Raw genomic sequence first — 15,099 nt, 5'->3', positions numbered from 1 at the left:
GGCGGCTCGGAGACGCTCAGCGATTCTGCAGACGGTTGTAATCCAGCAACCCGGCCTCGACGGGACGATCCGAATAATTGGCACGCAGCACGCTGTCCGAGAACTGCCAGAAGCGTGGATCGGTGCGCCGCACTCCGATATCGGCCATCAGCTGTCGATAGTCCGCCTCATCCTTGAGCACAGCGACCCGCCGTGCCAATCCCTGCAGCGACTCGGGTGTCAGATGCCAGAAGGCATTCGGATAATCCCCGGCCACGCCGCGCAGCACATCCAGCGTATCGCGCTCAGGACGCCGATTGGCTTCCTCGTCGAACAGACTGGTGATGTTGGCATGAGCCGAGTTGCGCAGCACGCTGAACAACTGTGGGTGCTCGCTTCCCTCCCGTTCCAGCGCAATGATGGTGACTTCCGGCAGCAGGCTGGCCGCCAGACCACTCACCTCGCTCAAGGCCTTCAATTCGCGGCGCACGGCATCATCCTCCAGCGTCTCCAGGCTACGCTCGTGGACAAGTTCCGGCGCCAGGCGCTCGCGCAGGCGGCGCATCAGACCAATGCGCGCCTTCTCCGGTGAGGAAAGCTCTCCCGGTGTCCAGACGATATCGCTCGGGGCATCAAACTGGGGCGGCTTCTTGAACAGCAGCTTTTCCAGCCCAGAATCCACATCCTGATACCAGCTGTCATGCACTGCCTGACGCTCGCCGGCAGGCAGAAGCGCCAGCAGGTTGTTCTCGCCTTCCATGCGCAGGAAGTCCATGTACAGGCGCGTGGTCAGCTGGTGGCCGAGGTTGCCATAGACATCGAAGCCGGCCACCAGCAGGTAATGGATGCGCTCAAGCATCGGGTAATCGATCACCCAGGCCGTCTTGGGCACATTGCCGACCAGCCCTTTCATCACGGCAGCGTTGTCGAAGTGACGATAGACCGTCAGGGCGGCATTGGGGTTGTGATCGCCACCCTCGCCGCCTTGCCAGCCGCTGCCGTCCCACAACAGCTGCATGTCGAGACGCAGATTGCCGTCCTCGTAGGCCTGCATCATCAGCTTTTGCTTGGCCTGCAGATAGGCCTGCTGCTTGCGCTCGAACTTGATCCACGAGGAGATGGGCAATGCATTGCTGCTCTGCTCGGCAGGCAGGCTGAGATTCTCACCCTCCCGTGCCAGGGTGCGCTCGACCTGCGGCAGGCTGAACAGTGATGGATCGGTGAAACTGACCCAGAAGTGGTCATTGATGACGTCCACGGCCACTTGGCCACGACAGACCGGCCCCTTGATGAAGCCCATGATGGTGTTCTGCGATTCATCCAGCATGAAGCGGTAACGTGACTCGGCAGGGATCGCCTCGAACGTCAGGAAGGGATTGGACGCCGTCTTGAGGTCATAGCCAGGCAGGTCATCCACCGTATAGTCCGGCGCGAGGAACAGCGACTGCCAGCGCTCCAGGCGCGCGTCACTCAGCGAATAGGGCAGATGATTCTTGGCCAGGATCGTCGAGCGCTCCTGCCATAGACGGTAATAGACGCGAGGACGCCCGGCCTCGTCATGCGGCATGACGTCACGACCATCTCCGGGATAGGCCGCGTAGGGAGCGTCATAGGGGCGGCGCGAGGAGATGCGCTGGATGGGCTCGCCGGGCGGCGTACTGGAGCGCACCAGCGAGAAGAAGATCGGCCGGCCATTGGCCCCCTTCGCTTCCGGGAAATACAGGTGGGTCAGGAAGAGGTGCTCGTAGATGTAGCGACTCATCAGACGCTGCTTGAGGCTGTCACCATTGAGGAAGGCTTCCACCTGCTGAATCCGTGGCACCAGGGCCTCAGACACCGGGCGCACCTTGGTCATCGGCGAGCCCTGCGCCAACCAGTTGACCAGCGTACGGTGCTCCTCATCACTGATCTGCGGCAGCGCATACGGCATGCCCCAGTCCGGATGATCTTCCGCGAAGGCATCATAGCGCTCGATGGGCGCGCACACCTGACTGCGATTGAGCGACAGATCGAAACGGTCTTCCGGCAGCAGGCCTTCCTCCGTCACCGGCAGGGGTTGCTTGCGCTTCTGGCTCAGCGAGCGGAACAGCACACTGCCTTCCAGATTGGCGAGCGCCGAGTCGTTGCGCTCGTTGAGCACCGGCGAGAAGTTCATGTCACGCCATTCAGCGGTGCTGTCGGCATCCTCGAACAGACGCGTCAGATTGGCCGCCAGCAAGCGGGTGCCGTCATAGACAGGGGCGGGATTGATACCGCGGTCGATCCCGGCCGCCGAGGACATCTTGAGCTGGCACGGGGCGTCATAGCAGCCATGGCAGACCACGCAACGCGTCTCGAGGATCGGCTTGACCTCATCTTCCCAATGCCTCCCCGCCAGACTATCGCCGGACACGACGCGATCGCGTGGCTCGGGCGTCCCGAAACGCGCATCCAGCTGATGCACGGTGACGGCGCTACATCCTCCCAGCAACAGGATGACGAGGATGCTCCAGCGCCAGCGCGGGGTATGCCACAGGCGTCGAAGGGAGTTCAGCATGCAAGGCTCCATAAGCAGAGTACGAGACCGATGGACGGATCGGCCATGAGGCAGGCGGGGCCCGCTGCACACTGCTTCGACAGAGCACAGAAGACATGACAGGCACACAGTATGCCACGAGCAGAATAGCGTCTTTCAGAGGGTTTTCGCGCTCCCGGTCAAATTCTCGAGCCGCGGTGCATCCACCTTCACGCCGGCGACGTAAGACTCAATGACCCGGCAACGAGACCTGACTGGCCGGGTGGATATCTGCATCGAACCTTGCTCAACAACCAGAAAAAACGGGCTCGCCCGAAAGGAAACCATCATGACCATGAAGAAGACCGTGACTGCCGCCACCTTTGCCGCTGCTGCCGCTGCACTGTTCTCCACCGCCGCCCTGACCTCCATGTCCGTGCAGGCGGCTGACAACGCCGTGAAGTGCTCCGGCATCAACTCCTGCAAGGGCACCTCCGAGTGCGCCACCGCCACCAGCGCCTGCAAGGGCCACAATGCCTGCAAGGGTCAGGGCTGGTCCTACACCGCAAGTGCCGAATCCTGTGTCGGCGCTGGCGGCGAAGTCATCTCCGGCAAGAGCTGAGCACTCGAGATGAGGGCACCGTCACCCAGGTAACGGTGTCGCCAGGAGTCCCTGGACGCAACGGGAGGACGGCATGCCGTCCTCCCGTTGTTGCATCAGGTCTACACTGCCAATGCAGGCACTGCCTGCCATGCCATGGAAAAGGAGTCACTCATGACGACAGCTTTCCGGAGTCACCAGCCTGCCACTGCCACCTCGGGTGCCGGTCAAGGGCTTGGGCTACGTCCTGAGTACTACCACGAGATTCTGACGACGCTGCCGGATATCGATTGGTTCGAGGCCATCAGCGAGAACTACATGGGCCCCGGATTCATCGACTCCGACGGCGTCAGTGCCGGCGGCAAGCCGCTGCACTTCCTTGAGCGAGTCCGCGAGCACTACCCCATCGCCCTGCATGGCGTCTCGCTATCCATCGGTGGCAGCAATCCCATCGACACCCGCTATCTGCGCGAGCTGCGCGCACTGTGTGAGCGCATCGAACCGATGTGGGTCTCCGATCACCTGTGCTGGACCCGCACCGGCGCGCATCAATTCCATGACCTGCTGCCTCTGCCCTATACCGAGGCCACCATCACGCACCTGGCCGAGCGCATCGACCAGGTCCAGAACGCGCTCGGGCGCCAGCTATTGCTGGAAAACGTCTCCAGCTACCTGACCTGGCAGCCCGACGAGATGAGCGAATGGGAGTTTCTGGCCGAGGTCAGCCGCCGTGCCGATTGCCTGATCCTGCTCGACCTGAACAACGTCATCGTCTCCAGCCACAATCATGACTTCGATCCGCTGGCCTATCTGGATGCCATGCCGGCGGAGCGTGTCTGGCAGCACCATCTCGCCGGGCACATCAGGCAGGACGTGTCTGGCGGTGAGCTGTGCATCGACACCCACGACCAACCCGTCCCGGATACCGTGTGGTCATTGTATGACGCCGCACGCGAGCGCTTCGGCGATGTTGCCACCATGATCGAGCGCGATGACAACTTCCCGCCATGGTCGGAGCTGATGGAAGAATATGCCGAGCTGCGTCGCCGCAGTGGTCGCCCGCTGGCCGACGATCAACCGACCCGGACTGTCGCGGCGGCAATGAATGGGGGGCTGCACGCATGACGCATGCATCGACCACAGCGACGACAGCATCACAGTTCGACCGCCGCGCCTTGACCCAGCTTCAGGACGCCACCGCCGCCTATCTGGCCGCGCCGTCACCCGACACCCGCAGCATCGCGGCACAGGCTGTCATCAGTGATGAGCTGGCCAGTGCCGAGGAGCGCCTTGGCATCTATGCCACGGCTTACCGCCTGCGCCTGTTCGATGTCTTCGGCGGTGATTTCGAGGCCGTGCACACCTTGATTGGCGATGATGCCTTCGGCTTGCTGTGTCGCGAGTACCTCAATGCCCATCCGCCGAGCCACTACTCGATCCGCTGGGCAGGCCAGCACTTTCCGGCCTTCGTGGCCGCGCGCGAACCCCGGCGTTCGCTGGTCACCGAGATGGCGGCCTTCGAATGGGCACTGGGGCTGGCACTGGATGCCGAGGAGATCGCGCCGCTCAGCGTCGAGACCCTGCAAGGGCTCGCCCCGCAAGACTGGCCGACGCTGAGACTGGCAGCCCATCCGTCACTGCATCACTTCGCCTTTCATTTCGATACGCCGGCCATCTGGAAATCCATCGACAATGACGAGCCGCCACGTGCGCCGGTCGAGAGCGACATCCCCACGCCATGGATCGTCTGGCGTCAGCCCACCGAGGGCGCACCCGAGGTGCACTATCGCTCTCTCGAGCCATTGGAAGCGCTGGTGCTCGACGCCATTCTCTCTGCCGGTGATGACGGCCTGAGCTTCGCCTCACTGGGAGAGTTGCTGGCCCCCGAAGTCGGCGCCGAGGCAGCGCCGGGCGCCGCCATCAACCTGCTGGTGCAATGGATACCGGCCGGCATGCTGATACGTCCCGAAGACACCGGACGAGCCAGCCGCCATACCTCAGACCGTATTGCCTGAGGCGGCGCCCCCTCCTGCAACAGACCGGACATGACAGCCAGCCAGGAAAGCCGGACAATACACGCCGATCACCCCCTTGGTGATCGGCTTTCGTCTTCCTGCTGCCGTGATGCCCATGCCCCCTTCTTCCCATGATCTGCCCTCTTCCCCCGATGGCCTGCCCTGCGACGCGTCAGTGACGTCTCGACCACTCGTGTCGGCGCCCCTCGATGCTGACCCGGCTCACGAGGCCGAGCCCATCTTGCCACTCGACATCCTGTTTCAGGATGACGTGCTGGTGGTGGTGCAGAAGCCTTCTGGCCTGCTGGTGCATCGCAGCCCCATCGACAAGCATGAGACGGAATTTCTGCTGCAGCGCCTGCGTGACCAGATCGGCATGCACGTCTTCCCGGTGCATCGTCTCGATCGCCCGACCTCCGGGCTGATGGTCTTCGGCCTCTCACCGGAAGCCGCCCGCAAGCTGAGCGCCGCCTTCGAGGAACAGCAGGTCAGCAAACGCTATCTGGCCGTGGTGCGTGGCGTCGCTCCCGAACAGGAACGCCTGGACTACGGCCTGCGCAAGGAAGAGGGTCGCCTGCCCAAGGCCCAGATGCCGGAGCAGGAAGCCATCACCGACATCCGCCGACTGGCGCAGGTCGAGCTGCCCGTCGCGATCGACCGCTACCCTCAGTCACGCTTCTCGCTGGTGGAGGCACGTCCCTTGACCGGCCGTCGACACCAGATTCGTCGGCACCTGTCGCGCCGTGGCTACCCCATCATCGGAGATGCCAGGCACGGCAAGGGCAACTACAATCGTTACTTCGCCTCGACCCTGGAATGTCCGCGTCTGCTGCTGGCGGCGGTCGGACTGGAACTGCCGCACCCCGAGGGTGGCTGGTTGCGTCTTTCATGCCCACCGGATGGCGCCTACGCTGCCCTGCTGGCGCGCTTTGGCTGGCTGGGGCATCTGCCGGAGCGCCATGCCATCCACCAGGCCGAACGCCCCGAAAGCGACCTGGCTGGCCGGCCCACAGACGACTTGCCCGAATGACGACCGGGCACCCGCGAACACGCTTCGCCATCTGCATTCAACGTCCCTGGAAAGCATGAGCTGCGCATGACCACTACCCCTGACGACATTCCGCTGAATGAGCCAGCGGCCCACACGGCCTCTCTCTCGGACGCCGCGCCCTCTGCCAGCGAACGCATGCTGGCGGATTTCTTCGCCACCGACGCCGAGGCACCGGCGGCGGACGATTACGACTTCCGTTTCGGCGGCATTCGTCGCCTCTACGGCGCCAGCGCCTTCGCCCACTTCCGTCACGCGCATGTCGCGGTGGTCGGTGTCGGCGGGGTCGGCAGCTGGAGCGCCGAGGCGCTGGCACGCTCCGGCATCGGCGAGATGACGCTGATCGACCTCGACGACGTCTGCGTCTCCAACGTCAATCGTCAGCTGCATGCGCTGGATGGCCAGATCGGCCGTCCCAAGGTCGAGGTGCTGGCCGAGCGCTGCCAGCTGATCGCACCGCAGATGAAGATTCACGCCATCTCGGCCTTCGTCACCCCGGACAACCTGGCCGAGCTGATCCACGATGAGCTGGATCACGTCATCGATGCCATCGACAGCGTGCCCGCCAAGACGGCGCTGATCGCCTGGTGCAAGCGTCGCAAGCTGGGGCTGACCGTGACGGGCGGTGCCGGTGGCCAGCTCGACCCGACACGCATCCAGATCGCGGATCTTGCCCGTACCGAGCAGGACCCGCTGCTGGCGCGCGTTCGCTCCCTGCTGCGCCGCGACTACCATTTCAGTCGCAATCTCAAGCGCCGTTTCGATGTCGAGTGCGTCTACTCCGACGAGCAGCTGACCTACCCCGGTGCCGATGGCGAGGTCTGCGCCACCAAACCCGGCGACAGCGCCACGCGTCTGGATTGCGCCGGCGGCTTCGGCGCCGCCACCTTCGTCACCGGAAGCTTCGGCTTCACCGCCAGTGCGCGCGCCCTGGCGCGCATCGCACGCCGCGGTGCCAAGGCCACGCCGGCCAACGCTCTCAAGCCCGCACCCGACGCCTGATCGCGCCGGGCGACCGCGCTAACTGTCTTGCCCATCAAGGAAATCATCATGTCAGAGCTGCCTCCCATGCCGCCGCTGCCCGAGAATCGTCCCGTGCCGGGGCTCTACCGCCACTACAAGGGCGCGCAATATGAGGTGATCGGCACCAGTCGTCATAGCGAGACGGAAGAGCTGCTGGTGGTCTACCGCGCCCTCTACGGCGAATGTGGCCTGTGGGTGCGCCCATTGAGCATGTTCATGGAGAATGTCGAGATCCAGGGCGAGCCAGTGCCGCGTTTCGCGCTGGTCACGCAATGGTCCTGCTGAGCCTCGCCGGTCGGTGGCGCCCATAAGCTGACCGACCGGACAGGTGCATGCCGCCTCTCAGGCTCGGTGCTATACTGCGCCGCTTGTTTTTCCAGACATACGCATTGAGGTGGGACTGGCCATCACGGCCCGGCCACCTCGACCACGCCCACACAGCGGGCCGTCCAGCATGCACTGGCGGTGGCTGTGAGCTGGTTCATACCACGTCAAGAGCGGAGGAAGCATGAGCGCACTGGTTGGTGTCATCATGGGATCAAAATCGGATTGGGCGACCATGTGCCATACGGTCGAGACCCTGGAAGCCCTGGGGATCGAACACGAGGTCAAGGTCGTCTCTGCCCATCGCACGCCTGACCTGCTGTTCGATTATGCCGACACCGCCGCGGAGCGTGGTCTCGAGGTCATCATCGCCGGAGCCGGTGGCGCCGCCCACCTGCCGGGCATGTGTGCCGCCAAGACCTGGCTGCCGGTGCTGGGCGTGCCGGTGCAGTCCAGCATGCTGTCTGGCGTCGACTCCCTGCTCTCCATCGTGCAGATGCCCGCCGGCATCCCCACCGGCACCCTGGCCATCGGTCGTGCCGGTGCCGTGAATGCGGCGCTGCTGGCTGCCAGCCAGCTGGCCAACAAGTATCCGGCCATCCGCACGGCGCTCATCAACTTCCGCGCCGAGCAGACCGACCGCGTGCTGGACAATCCGGACCCGCGTCCCGATGCTCCCAGCCTGTCGCATGGAGGCCAGTGAATCATGAGCGAGCCGATCCGCTTCGGTATCGTCGGTGGTGGTCAGCTGGGTCGCATGCTGGCTCAGGCTGGCGCCGCCCTCAATGCCCGCTTCACCTTTCTTGATCCCGCCGACTCGCCGTGTGGCCGCGTGCATGGCCATCATCTGCGCGCCGACTGGCAGGATGACGCCGCTCTGACACAGCTGGTGGCGGCCTCCGATGCCATCACCTTCGAGTTCGAGAACGTGCCCGCCGACGCCGTCGAGCGCCTGGCGGCAGAGCGTCCGACCTACCCCCCGGCCGGCGCGCTGGATACCGCGCGGGATCGCTGGAACGAGAAGTCGCTGTTCATGCGTCTGGGCATCGAGGTGCCGCCGCTGGCGCTGGTCGACAGCCAGGCCGATCTGGAAAGCGCGGTGGCCACCATCGGCCTGCCTGCCGTCCTCAAGACACGTACGCTGGGCTACGACGGCAAGGGTCAGAAGGTGCTGCGCGAGATGGCGGACGTGGCCGACACCTTCGCCGAACTCGGCAGCGTGCCGCTGATTCTCGAAGGTTTCATCGCCTTCGATCACGAGGTCTCGGTGATCGCGGTACGCGGTCGTGACGGTGAGACACGCGCCTGGCCGCTGTCCCGCAATGAGCACCGCAGCGGCATCCTGCACTGCGCCACACCGCTGGCCGCGCATGACCTGCAGGCCGAGGCCGAAGCGGCTGCCTTCAAGGTGATGCACGAACTCGACTACGTGGGCGTGATGGCCTTCGAGTTCTTCGTGGTCAAGGAAGCGGACGGCAGCGAGCGCCTGCTGGCCAACGAGATCGCCCCGCGCGTGCACAACTCCGGTCACTGGAGCATCGAGGGCGCGGTCACCAGCCAGTTCGAGAACCATCTGCGCGCCGTCGCCGGCCTGCCGCTGGGCGAGACAGCCCTGCTGGCCCCCTGCGCGATGCTCAACATCATCGGGCGCATGCCAGAGCGCGATGCCGTGCTGGCCATTCCCGGTGCTCGCCTGCATGACTACGGCAAGGCACCGCGAGCCGGCCGCAAGATCGGTCACATCACGGTGCTGGCCGCCGACCAGGCCAGTCTCGACGCGCGCATCGCAGCCGTCGAGGCGCTGCTGGTCAATGACCTGGGCAAGTAAGCCGGTTCTGCGCCACTGAAGACAAAACGCCCCCGCTGCCGATGGCAGCGGGGGCGTTTTCGTTCCTGTCACGACCTGGAAAGCCGCGCCTGGAATCAGTCGATCTCGTGATGAATCTGCTTCTGCAGGTAGAGCTCGATACCGACCTTCTCGATCAGACCCAGCTCGGTCTCCAGGTGATCGATATGCTCTTCCTCGTCGTCGAGGATCTTGCGGAACAGATCACGTGAGGTGTAATCGCGGACCTGCTCGGCATAGGCGATCGCTTCTTTCAGATCACCATGTGCCTGGTGCTCCAGCGCCAGATCGCACTCGAGCATTTCCTTGGTGTTCTCGCCGATACGCAGCTTGCCGAGGTCCTGCAGGTTGGGCAGGCCTTCCATGAACAGGATGCGCTCGATCAGGGTGTCCGCATGACGCATCTCTTCGATGGACTCGTCATATTCCCACTTGGCCAGGCGCTTGAGCCCCCAGTCCTTGTACATGCGCGCATGCAGGAAGTACTGATTGATGGCTACCAGCTCGTTGCCCAGTATGGTGTTGAGATGCTCGATGATCTTGGGATCGCCTTTCATGTCGCCATTCCTCTCTTGTCCGGTGCGGTCTCGTTGTCGTCGGCGACCGGCATGCATGCCGGTGTCAGAGGCCGTCGGGGGTGAGGCGTCTCAGGCACTCGCCCCGCTTCGTCAGGTCCGGCAAGTATGGCGCAAAACCATGAATTTTTCGAGACATGACAACAAGTTATCGACTTTTAGGCGCAAATGGGAAAGATTGGTATCCGCGTTGTCATATGCAGACGGACACCGGTGAGCGTACAAGCGATGAAAGCCCGGGAGAGGAAAGCACGAGAAAGGAAAGTGCGAGAGAGGAAAGTGCGAGAGAGGATAGCTCGAAAGATGAGCTCTCCCGGCAAGGAGCGGCATGCGAAAACGCCAGAGGCCCGATCATGTGATCGGGCCTCTGGCGTTTGAATGACATGGACTCGTGGCGCTGTGCTGCATCGACAGGGCAATCCAGGCCTGGAAGGGCAAGCTCCCCTGATATCAGACCGCGTAGGCGAGATCGTCAGCCGGCATCATTTCGCGTGCCACGGCTTCACGGGTGATCGTCTTGGCCATGCAGGCACATTTTCCACATTGGGTCGCACACCCGGTCTGCTCGCGGACCTCACGGAAGCTGCGCGCTCCCTGCTCTACGACTTCACGGATCTTGTGGTCTGATACACCCTTGCACAGACAGACGTACATGGCTCACCTCTCTCACTCCAAGTGAGACAAATGTAAATGATTCGCAGAAAGATGCGCAACACCTGACTGCAAAAAATTCTCATTTGCATGACATATCAACCACTTGCATTACCCCGTCTTCCACCATCGGCGCCATGAATTGCTGCTGCGGGATGTGAACGTCCGACCAGAGCCGCGTGACGGTTCTCGACCCGCCGTTCTCCTCGCTTTCCTCGACCCGCCGTTCTCCCCGCTTTCCTCAACCCGCTGTTCTCAAACCATTGCTCTCAAATCCACTGCTCTCAAATCCGTTGCATCGATGAAAGCGCCCACCGTATAAAGAAGGGAGTCACCTGCCTAAGGCAGGGGTTGCGATTTGGGACAGGGACGCTAAGATGTATAACGTTTTATTATGCAGACAAGAATCAAGTCGCAACAAAAAATAATGAGCCATCGACATCCAATGGTTCAGGCAGGTCACTCGCCTCCTGCTAGCGTCACTTCGCCAGAACGCTGCCGTTCATGACGATGACCCACACGCAGCAAGGCGACGGCAAATGACTGCCACGACCTGCCAGGCAATCAGGAAAAGCACATGAACAGGACACTGCAAGAGATTCCGTCGACGCCCTCCATCCTGACTCGGCCCATCGGCATGCCGATGATGGGCGACATGATGATGCCGTGACCGGCCCGAATCCGTCTGCTGTCCGTTCGTTTCGCCTACTGCCAAACTGCAAGGAGTCCTGACCCAATGTCCGCATCCATCGCTACCGCCGAACATCACGCCGCCTCCCACCTGCCGCTCAATCTCGACGCCGTTCGCGATGCCGGCAGCTGCTTCGGGGACCATCACCGCCTGCCGCTCAATCCGCTGCTGCGCAATCTCTATCGCGAGGCGCGTCGCGAGGGCCTGGTGGACGAGAGCTGCAACGCACGTGAGTTGATGAGTCACATCGCACTGCCGCACGATCACGTCGTCACCCAGGAAATCTCCGATCGTGTCTGGCGCTACAACGTCGGTTACGCCAACAGTGAAAGCAGTGCCGAACAGGGCGACCTGAATGCTGCACTGGACTCGCTCAACGAGCGTACCCTCGATGAGCCACTGCCGGGTGCGCTGCATCGCCTGACCGAGGCCTGGCTGTACCTGCCCGGCGAGCTGGAAAGTCCGCGTCAGGCCAGCGCCGACGTCCTGTGGCTGGACAAGCAGGGCCGTGCCCGCTATCGCCTGGATCAGGCACGTCACTGGTTCGCCACCCTGCGTGACGAAGCCGTCGAAGTGGACGACTGGCTGGCATGGCGCCTGACCCACCTGCCGCTGACCAGCGCACCGGTGCTGGACACGGTCAGTGCCTTCACACGCCTGGCCCGCCTCGACCACGACGGTCAGCGCCCCATCGGCCAGCTGCCCTTCGTGCGCTATCGTGATGGCGTGCGCTTCGAGGGCATGGGCAACGCGGTACTCGACCTGCCACGTGAGCTGCCGGAAACCGCGGCACAGGAAGACAGCCTGGTCGTGTCACGCGCCACGGTCGACCGCATCATCACGCGTCTCGATGGTCTGCTGGGCGTCTGATTCACGTCCTGCCCCCCTGACAGACACAACGCCCCGCCAGTCGATGACTGGCGGGGCGTTGTGTTTTCCGGCATTCGGCATGCCTTTCACGGCGATTCCTGCACGCCGCCCTTGCACGACACCCGCAAGGGCGGCGCCTACCGGGCCGTCACTCTCGGCTGGGCCTCGGCACCACCACCACGCGCGTGCCTGAGGCGATGTCGTGCCAGCTGCGGTGTTCAGGGTCCCATAGCTGCCAGAGATACCCCAGTCCACCGCATCCCAGCGAGAGACCGGCAACCAGAAAACGCAGCAGACACTGAGGCAGTGTCGGTGCGCAGCCTTCCGGCGTCTGCAGCCGGAGCCGCCAGGCCTGCATGCCCAACGTCATGCCACTTCGACTCCAGAAGTAGGCAAAGAAGGCGAACATCGCCACCAGCAGAAGCGAGCGGAACAATGGCGACTGATTGGCCTCACCGCCATTCGCGGCCACCCCCACGAACCCCAGCACGATCAACAGCGCCACTACCAGAAAGGTGTCATACACCAATCCGCCCAGACGCCGCATCAGCCCGGCTGGGCGCACGCCCTGCTGCGCGAAGCAGCGCCGGGCCACCGGGCACCGTGCCCTAGCCACTGCGACGAATCAGCAGCAGGCCGATCACGTAACAGGCGATCGTGGGGGCCAGTACTGCCCAGATGGGCGCGAACCCGAAGACCACCGAGGCCGGCGCCAACAGGTCCTGCAGGTATTTGAACAGCAGACCGACGATGATCCCGTAGAACACGCGCGTCCCGGCTGCCACGGTGCGCAACGGCCCGAACACGAAGGACGCTGCCACCAGCACCAGCGCTGCCAGCGTCAGCGGTTGCAGGATCTTCTGCCAGAAGTACAGCAATGGCTGGTTGGCGGACAGACCCTGCCCCTTCAGATAGCTGGCGTAGCGCCACAGATCAGAGGCGGATTGCTGCTTGGGTTCGGTGATCACCAGCTTGAGCAGGTCCGGCGTCAATCGGGTATCCCACTGGCGTGAGTCCTGCTGCTCGACACGCGTGGAGGCCACCTCACCGCCTTCACGCTCGAAGACCGTGGTTTCCACCGCCTCCAGCGTCCAATGGTCGTCCTCCCAGACGGCACGCCGGGCGTACATGGCCTGCTTGAGCTCCTGATCATCATCGAATTGATAGCGGGTCACGTTGAGCACCACATCATCACTGCGGATCGAACCGAAGCGATAGAAGTTGTTGCCCTCACGCTGCCAGCCACCGCCTTCGGCATAGACGGCACCCGCCCCCTGCTGCTTCTCGGCGCGCCAGGCATCGGCCTGCATCTCGGTGACAGGCGCCACGTACTCTCCCACGGCCATGGTAATGGCGATCACCAGCCCGAGCGGCTTCATCACGCCCCACAGGATGCGCGTCAAGGAGCGGCCCGCCGCACGCATAATGGTCAGCTCATTGCTGGATGCCATGCTGCCCAGGCCGATCAAGGCCCCCAGCAGCACCCCTACCGGCACGAATTCGTAGAAACGTGACGGTAGCCTCATCAACAGGTAGAGCAAGACCTCAAGGGCACCGTAATCCCCCTCGACATCGCCCAGGTCATTGATATAGGTGATCATCAGGTCAAGCCCGAGGATCAGTACCTGTACCACCAGCATGGCCAGCAGCACGTTGCGCGCGATGTAACGGTCGAGACGATCAAGCAGCATCAGCGGCCACCTCCGCGGTTGTCGCGCCAGCTCAGCCAGAGGCCAAGCGCCAGATAGACGCCGTGAATGGGCCACAGGCCGATCGCGGCCGGATATTTGCCGGACGCGACGGCATTCTGAGCCGCGATCAGCAAGCTGAGGTAGGTGATATGCACGAAGATGGCCGGCAGCAGACGCGCGAAGCGGCCCTGGCGCGGATTGACGCGTGCCAGTGGCAGACCGATCAGCATCAGGATCGGCACCATCAACGGCAGGGAGATACGCCATTGCAGCTGGGCCTGGGCTTCGGGCGTCTGCGTGGCCAACAGCTCTCGGGTGGAGACGAGTTCGATGTCATCCTTGAGGCTTGCCTCGCTCTGCCCCTCGCTGACCCGCACCGCATAACGCTCGAAGCCCAGTCGCTGTGAAGCCGACTTGCCCGGCTCCACCGCGTAGCGTGAGCCATCCGCCAGCACCAGATAGCGACTGCCGGTCTCCTCGCTGACGTCCTGGAAGGCGCGCTCGGCGCGCACCACCGACTGACTCGGTTCGCTGTCATCGCGGCGGGTGGCCCCGTCATTGCCACGCTCGGCGATGAAGACGTGCTTCAGTTCGCTATTGTCGTCACTCATGCTCTCGGCATAGACGGTGCGATCGCCGATTTGCTGAAAACGTCCCGCGCCCAGCACCGAGAAGTCGGTCTTCTGCTTCTGAAGCTCCAGCAACATCTCGTTCTTCAGCGCGCCAGCCGGCGTCAGGTAGAGGCTGCAGGCCGCCACCAGCGCCGTGATCAGCAGTGCCGGCAGCAAGGTGACGCGCAGCAGGCGCTCCGGGCCGACACCGCAGGCCACCAGCACGGTGATCTCACTGTTCATGTATAGCTGACCGAAGGCCAGCAGCACGGCCAGGAAGAAGGACAGCGGCAACAGCAGCTCGAAGAACCCCGGCAGGTGATAGAGCATCAGGCTGCCGAGAATCGAGGCCGGGAAGTCCCCCTCTGCCGCGTCACTGAAATAGCGGATGAATCGGCTGCCCATGATGACAAGCATCAACACCCCGGCCACCGCGGCCATGGTGGTGAGAATCTCGCGTGTCAGGTAGCGGAAGATGATCAAATGAAACTCCTGTTTCCCACTCGCAATCGAGCGTGTTGACCAGAACGATGATAGCCGGTGAAGACACGATACGGGACATATGAAGATGCACCATCCCTCATGCATGCCGAACCGCCTTTGCGTACACTGGGCATCCGGCCTGCGCTTGCGCCTCGGCCCGGTGCGATCGAGTGTCGATGACACTGGGCGTGCCGAGC

General features: G+C 63.3%; 15 protein-coding genes. 9 read left to right on the top strand and 6 right to left on the bottom strand.

What is annotated here, in order from left to right; genetic code table 11:
* Positions 1-16: 16 nt before the first annotated feature.
* Positions 17-2,515 (bottom strand): fatty acid cis/trans isomerase, encoded by a 2,499-nt coding sequence (locus tag BOH68_RS01430; protein ID WP_077378769.1) that lies wholly within the window; start codon positions 2,513-2,515, stop codon positions 17-19.
* Positions 2,516-2,822: 307 nt separating this feature from the next.
* Between BOH68_RS01430 and bufA2 the strand changes: the two genes are divergently transcribed.
* The 8 genes from bufA2 to BOH68_RS01390 all read left to right on the top strand — a co-directional run bounded on the left by bufA2 (position 2,823) and on the right by BOH68_RS01390 (position 9,312).
* Positions 2,823-3,095, top strand: coding sequence for a BufA2 family periplasmic bufferin-type metallophore (bufA2, locus tag BOH68_RS01425; protein WP_240499614.1), 273 nt, complete (start codon positions 2,823-2,825; stop codon positions 3,093-3,095).
* Between the two features lie 153 nt (positions 3,096-3,248).
* Positions 3,249-4,199: an MNIO family bufferin maturase gene (gene bufB, locus BOH68_RS01420; RefSeq protein WP_077378766.1), complete on the top strand. Its 951-nt coding sequence runs from the start codon at positions 3,249-3,251 to the stop codon at positions 4,197-4,199.
* Complete coding sequence (locus BOH68_RS01415) at positions 4,196-5,089, top strand: HvfC/BufC N-terminal domain-containing protein (RefSeq protein WP_170877476.1); 894 nt, start codon at positions 4,196-4,198, stop codon at positions 5,087-5,089. The genes bufB and BOH68_RS01415 overlap by 4 nt, the downstream gene beginning before the upstream one ends.
* A gap of 238 nt (positions 5,090-5,327) precedes the next feature.
* Positions 5,328-6,119: a pseudouridine synthase gene (locus BOH68_RS01410; protein ID WP_077379350.1), complete on the top strand. Its 792-nt coding sequence runs from the start codon at positions 5,328-5,330 to the stop codon at positions 6,117-6,119.
* A 156-nt stretch (positions 6,120-6,275) separates the two neighbouring features.
* Positions 6,276-7,139, top strand: coding sequence for a tRNA cyclic N6-threonylcarbamoyladenosine(37) synthase TcdA (tcdA, locus tag BOH68_RS01405; RefSeq protein WP_077379348.1), 864 nt, complete (start codon positions 6,276-6,278; stop codon positions 7,137-7,139).
* Between the two features lie 48 nt (positions 7,140-7,187).
* Positions 7,188-7,445 (top strand): DUF1653 domain-containing protein, encoded by a 258-nt coding sequence (locus tag BOH68_RS01400; protein WP_240499615.1) that lies wholly within the window; start codon positions 7,188-7,190, stop codon positions 7,443-7,445.
* A 223-nt stretch (positions 7,446-7,668) separates the two neighbouring features.
* Positions 7,669-8,187: a 5-(carboxyamino)imidazole ribonucleotide mutase gene (gene purE, locus BOH68_RS01395; protein WP_077378762.1), complete on the top strand. Its 519-nt coding sequence runs from the start codon at positions 7,669-7,671 to the stop codon at positions 8,185-8,187.
* Between the two features lie 3 nt (positions 8,188-8,190).
* Positions 8,191-9,312 (top strand): 5-(carboxyamino)imidazole ribonucleotide synthase, encoded by a 1,122-nt coding sequence (locus tag BOH68_RS01390; protein ID WP_240704287.1) that lies wholly within the window; start codon positions 8,191-8,193, stop codon positions 9,310-9,312.
* 95 nt (positions 9,313-9,407) lie between these two features.
* Here BOH68_RS01390 and bfr read toward each other — a convergent pair whose 3' ends face one another.
* Positions 9,408-9,887 carry a bacterioferritin gene (gene bfr / locus BOH68_RS01385; protein ID WP_077378759.1) on the bottom strand — a complete coding sequence of 160 codons (480 nt, stop codon included), beginning with the start codon at positions 9,885-9,887 and terminating at the stop codon, positions 9,408-9,410.
* A gap of 468 nt (positions 9,888-10,355) precedes the next feature.
* On the bottom strand, positions 10,356-10,559 hold the full coding sequence (locus tag BOH68_RS01380; RefSeq protein ID WP_077378756.1) for a bacterioferritin-associated ferredoxin: 204 nt from the start codon (positions 10,557-10,559) through the stop codon (positions 10,356-10,358).
* Between the two features lie 733 nt (positions 10,560-11,292).
* On the opposite strand from BOH68_RS01380, the gene BOH68_RS01375 reads away from it, so the two are divergent.
* Entirely contained in the window at positions 11,293-12,117 is an 825-nt protein-coding gene (locus BOH68_RS01375; RefSeq protein WP_077378753.1) for a hypothetical protein, read from the top strand.
* Positions 12,118-12,265: 148 nt separating this feature from the next.
* Here BOH68_RS01375 and BOH68_RS01370 read toward each other — a convergent pair whose 3' ends face one another.
* From BOH68_RS01370 to lptF, 3 genes are read right to left on the bottom strand one after another with little or no spacing between them, the layout of a single operon-like run.
* Positions 12,266-12,733 carry an RDD family protein gene (locus tag BOH68_RS01370; protein ID WP_258954887.1) on the bottom strand — a complete coding sequence of 156 codons (468 nt, stop codon included), beginning with the start codon at positions 12,731-12,733 and terminating at the stop codon, positions 12,266-12,268.
* Entirely contained in the window at positions 12,726-13,808 is a 1,083-nt protein-coding gene (gene lptG / locus BOH68_RS01365; protein WP_077378750.1) for an LPS export ABC transporter permease LptG, read from the bottom strand. The genes BOH68_RS01370 and lptG overlap by 8 nt, the downstream gene beginning before the upstream one ends.
* Positions 13,808-14,902: an LPS export ABC transporter permease LptF gene (gene lptF, locus BOH68_RS01360; RefSeq protein WP_169477242.1), complete on the bottom strand. Its 1,095-nt coding sequence runs from the start codon at positions 14,900-14,902 to the stop codon at positions 13,808-13,810. The genes lptG and lptF overlap by 1 nt, the downstream gene beginning before the upstream one ends.
* Between the last annotated feature and the right edge of the window lie 197 nt (positions 14,903-15,099).

Source organism: Cobetia sp. MM1IDA2H-1, from assembly GCF_002916775.2.
In the GTDB taxonomy this organism is placed as follows: Bacteria; Pseudomonadota; Gammaproteobacteria; order Pseudomonadales; family Halomonadaceae; genus Cobetia; species Cobetia marina.
This window is presented reverse-complemented; position numbering and strand designations above follow the sequence as displayed.

Coding starts and splice junctions, on each gene's coding strand:
- BOH68_RS01430 (WP_077378769.1), bottom strand. CDS start 2,515: ATGCTGAACTCCCTTCGACGCCTGTGGCATACCCCGCGCTGGCGCTGG.
- bufA2 (WP_240499614.1), top strand. CDS start 2,823: ATGACCATGAAGAAGACCGTGACTGCCGCCACCTTTGCCGCTGCTGCC.
- bufB (WP_077378766.1), top strand. CDS start 3,249: ATGACGACAGCTTTCCGGAGTCACCAGCCTGCCACTGCCACCTCGGGT.
- BOH68_RS01415 (WP_170877476.1), top strand. CDS start 4,196: ATGACGCATGCATCGACCACAGCGACGACAGCATCACAGTTCGACCGC.
- tcdA (WP_077379348.1), top strand. CDS start 6,276: ATGCTGGCGGATTTCTTCGCCACCGACGCCGAGGCACCGGCGGCGGAC.
- BOH68_RS01400 (WP_240499615.1), top strand. CDS start 7,188: ATGTCAGAGCTGCCTCCCATGCCGCCGCTGCCCGAGAATCGTCCCGTG.
- purE (WP_077378762.1), top strand. CDS start 7,669: ATGAGCGCACTGGTTGGTGTCATCATGGGATCAAAATCGGATTGGGCG.
- BOH68_RS01390 (WP_240704287.1), top strand. CDS start 8,191: ATGAGCGAGCCGATCCGCTTCGGTATCGTCGGTGGTGGTCAGCTGGGT.
- bfr (WP_077378759.1), bottom strand. CDS start 9,887: ATGAAAGGCGATCCCAAGATCATCGAGCATCTCAACACCATACTGGGC.
- BOH68_RS01380 (WP_077378756.1), bottom strand. CDS start 10,559: ATGTACGTCTGTCTGTGCAAGGGTGTATCAGACCACAAGATCCGTGAA.
- BOH68_RS01375 (WP_077378753.1), top strand. CDS start 11,293: ATGTCCGCATCCATCGCTACCGCCGAACATCACGCCGCCTCCCACCTG.
- lptG (WP_077378750.1), bottom strand. CDS start 13,808: ATGCTGCTTGATCGTCTCGACCGTTACATCGCGCGCAACGTGCTGCTG.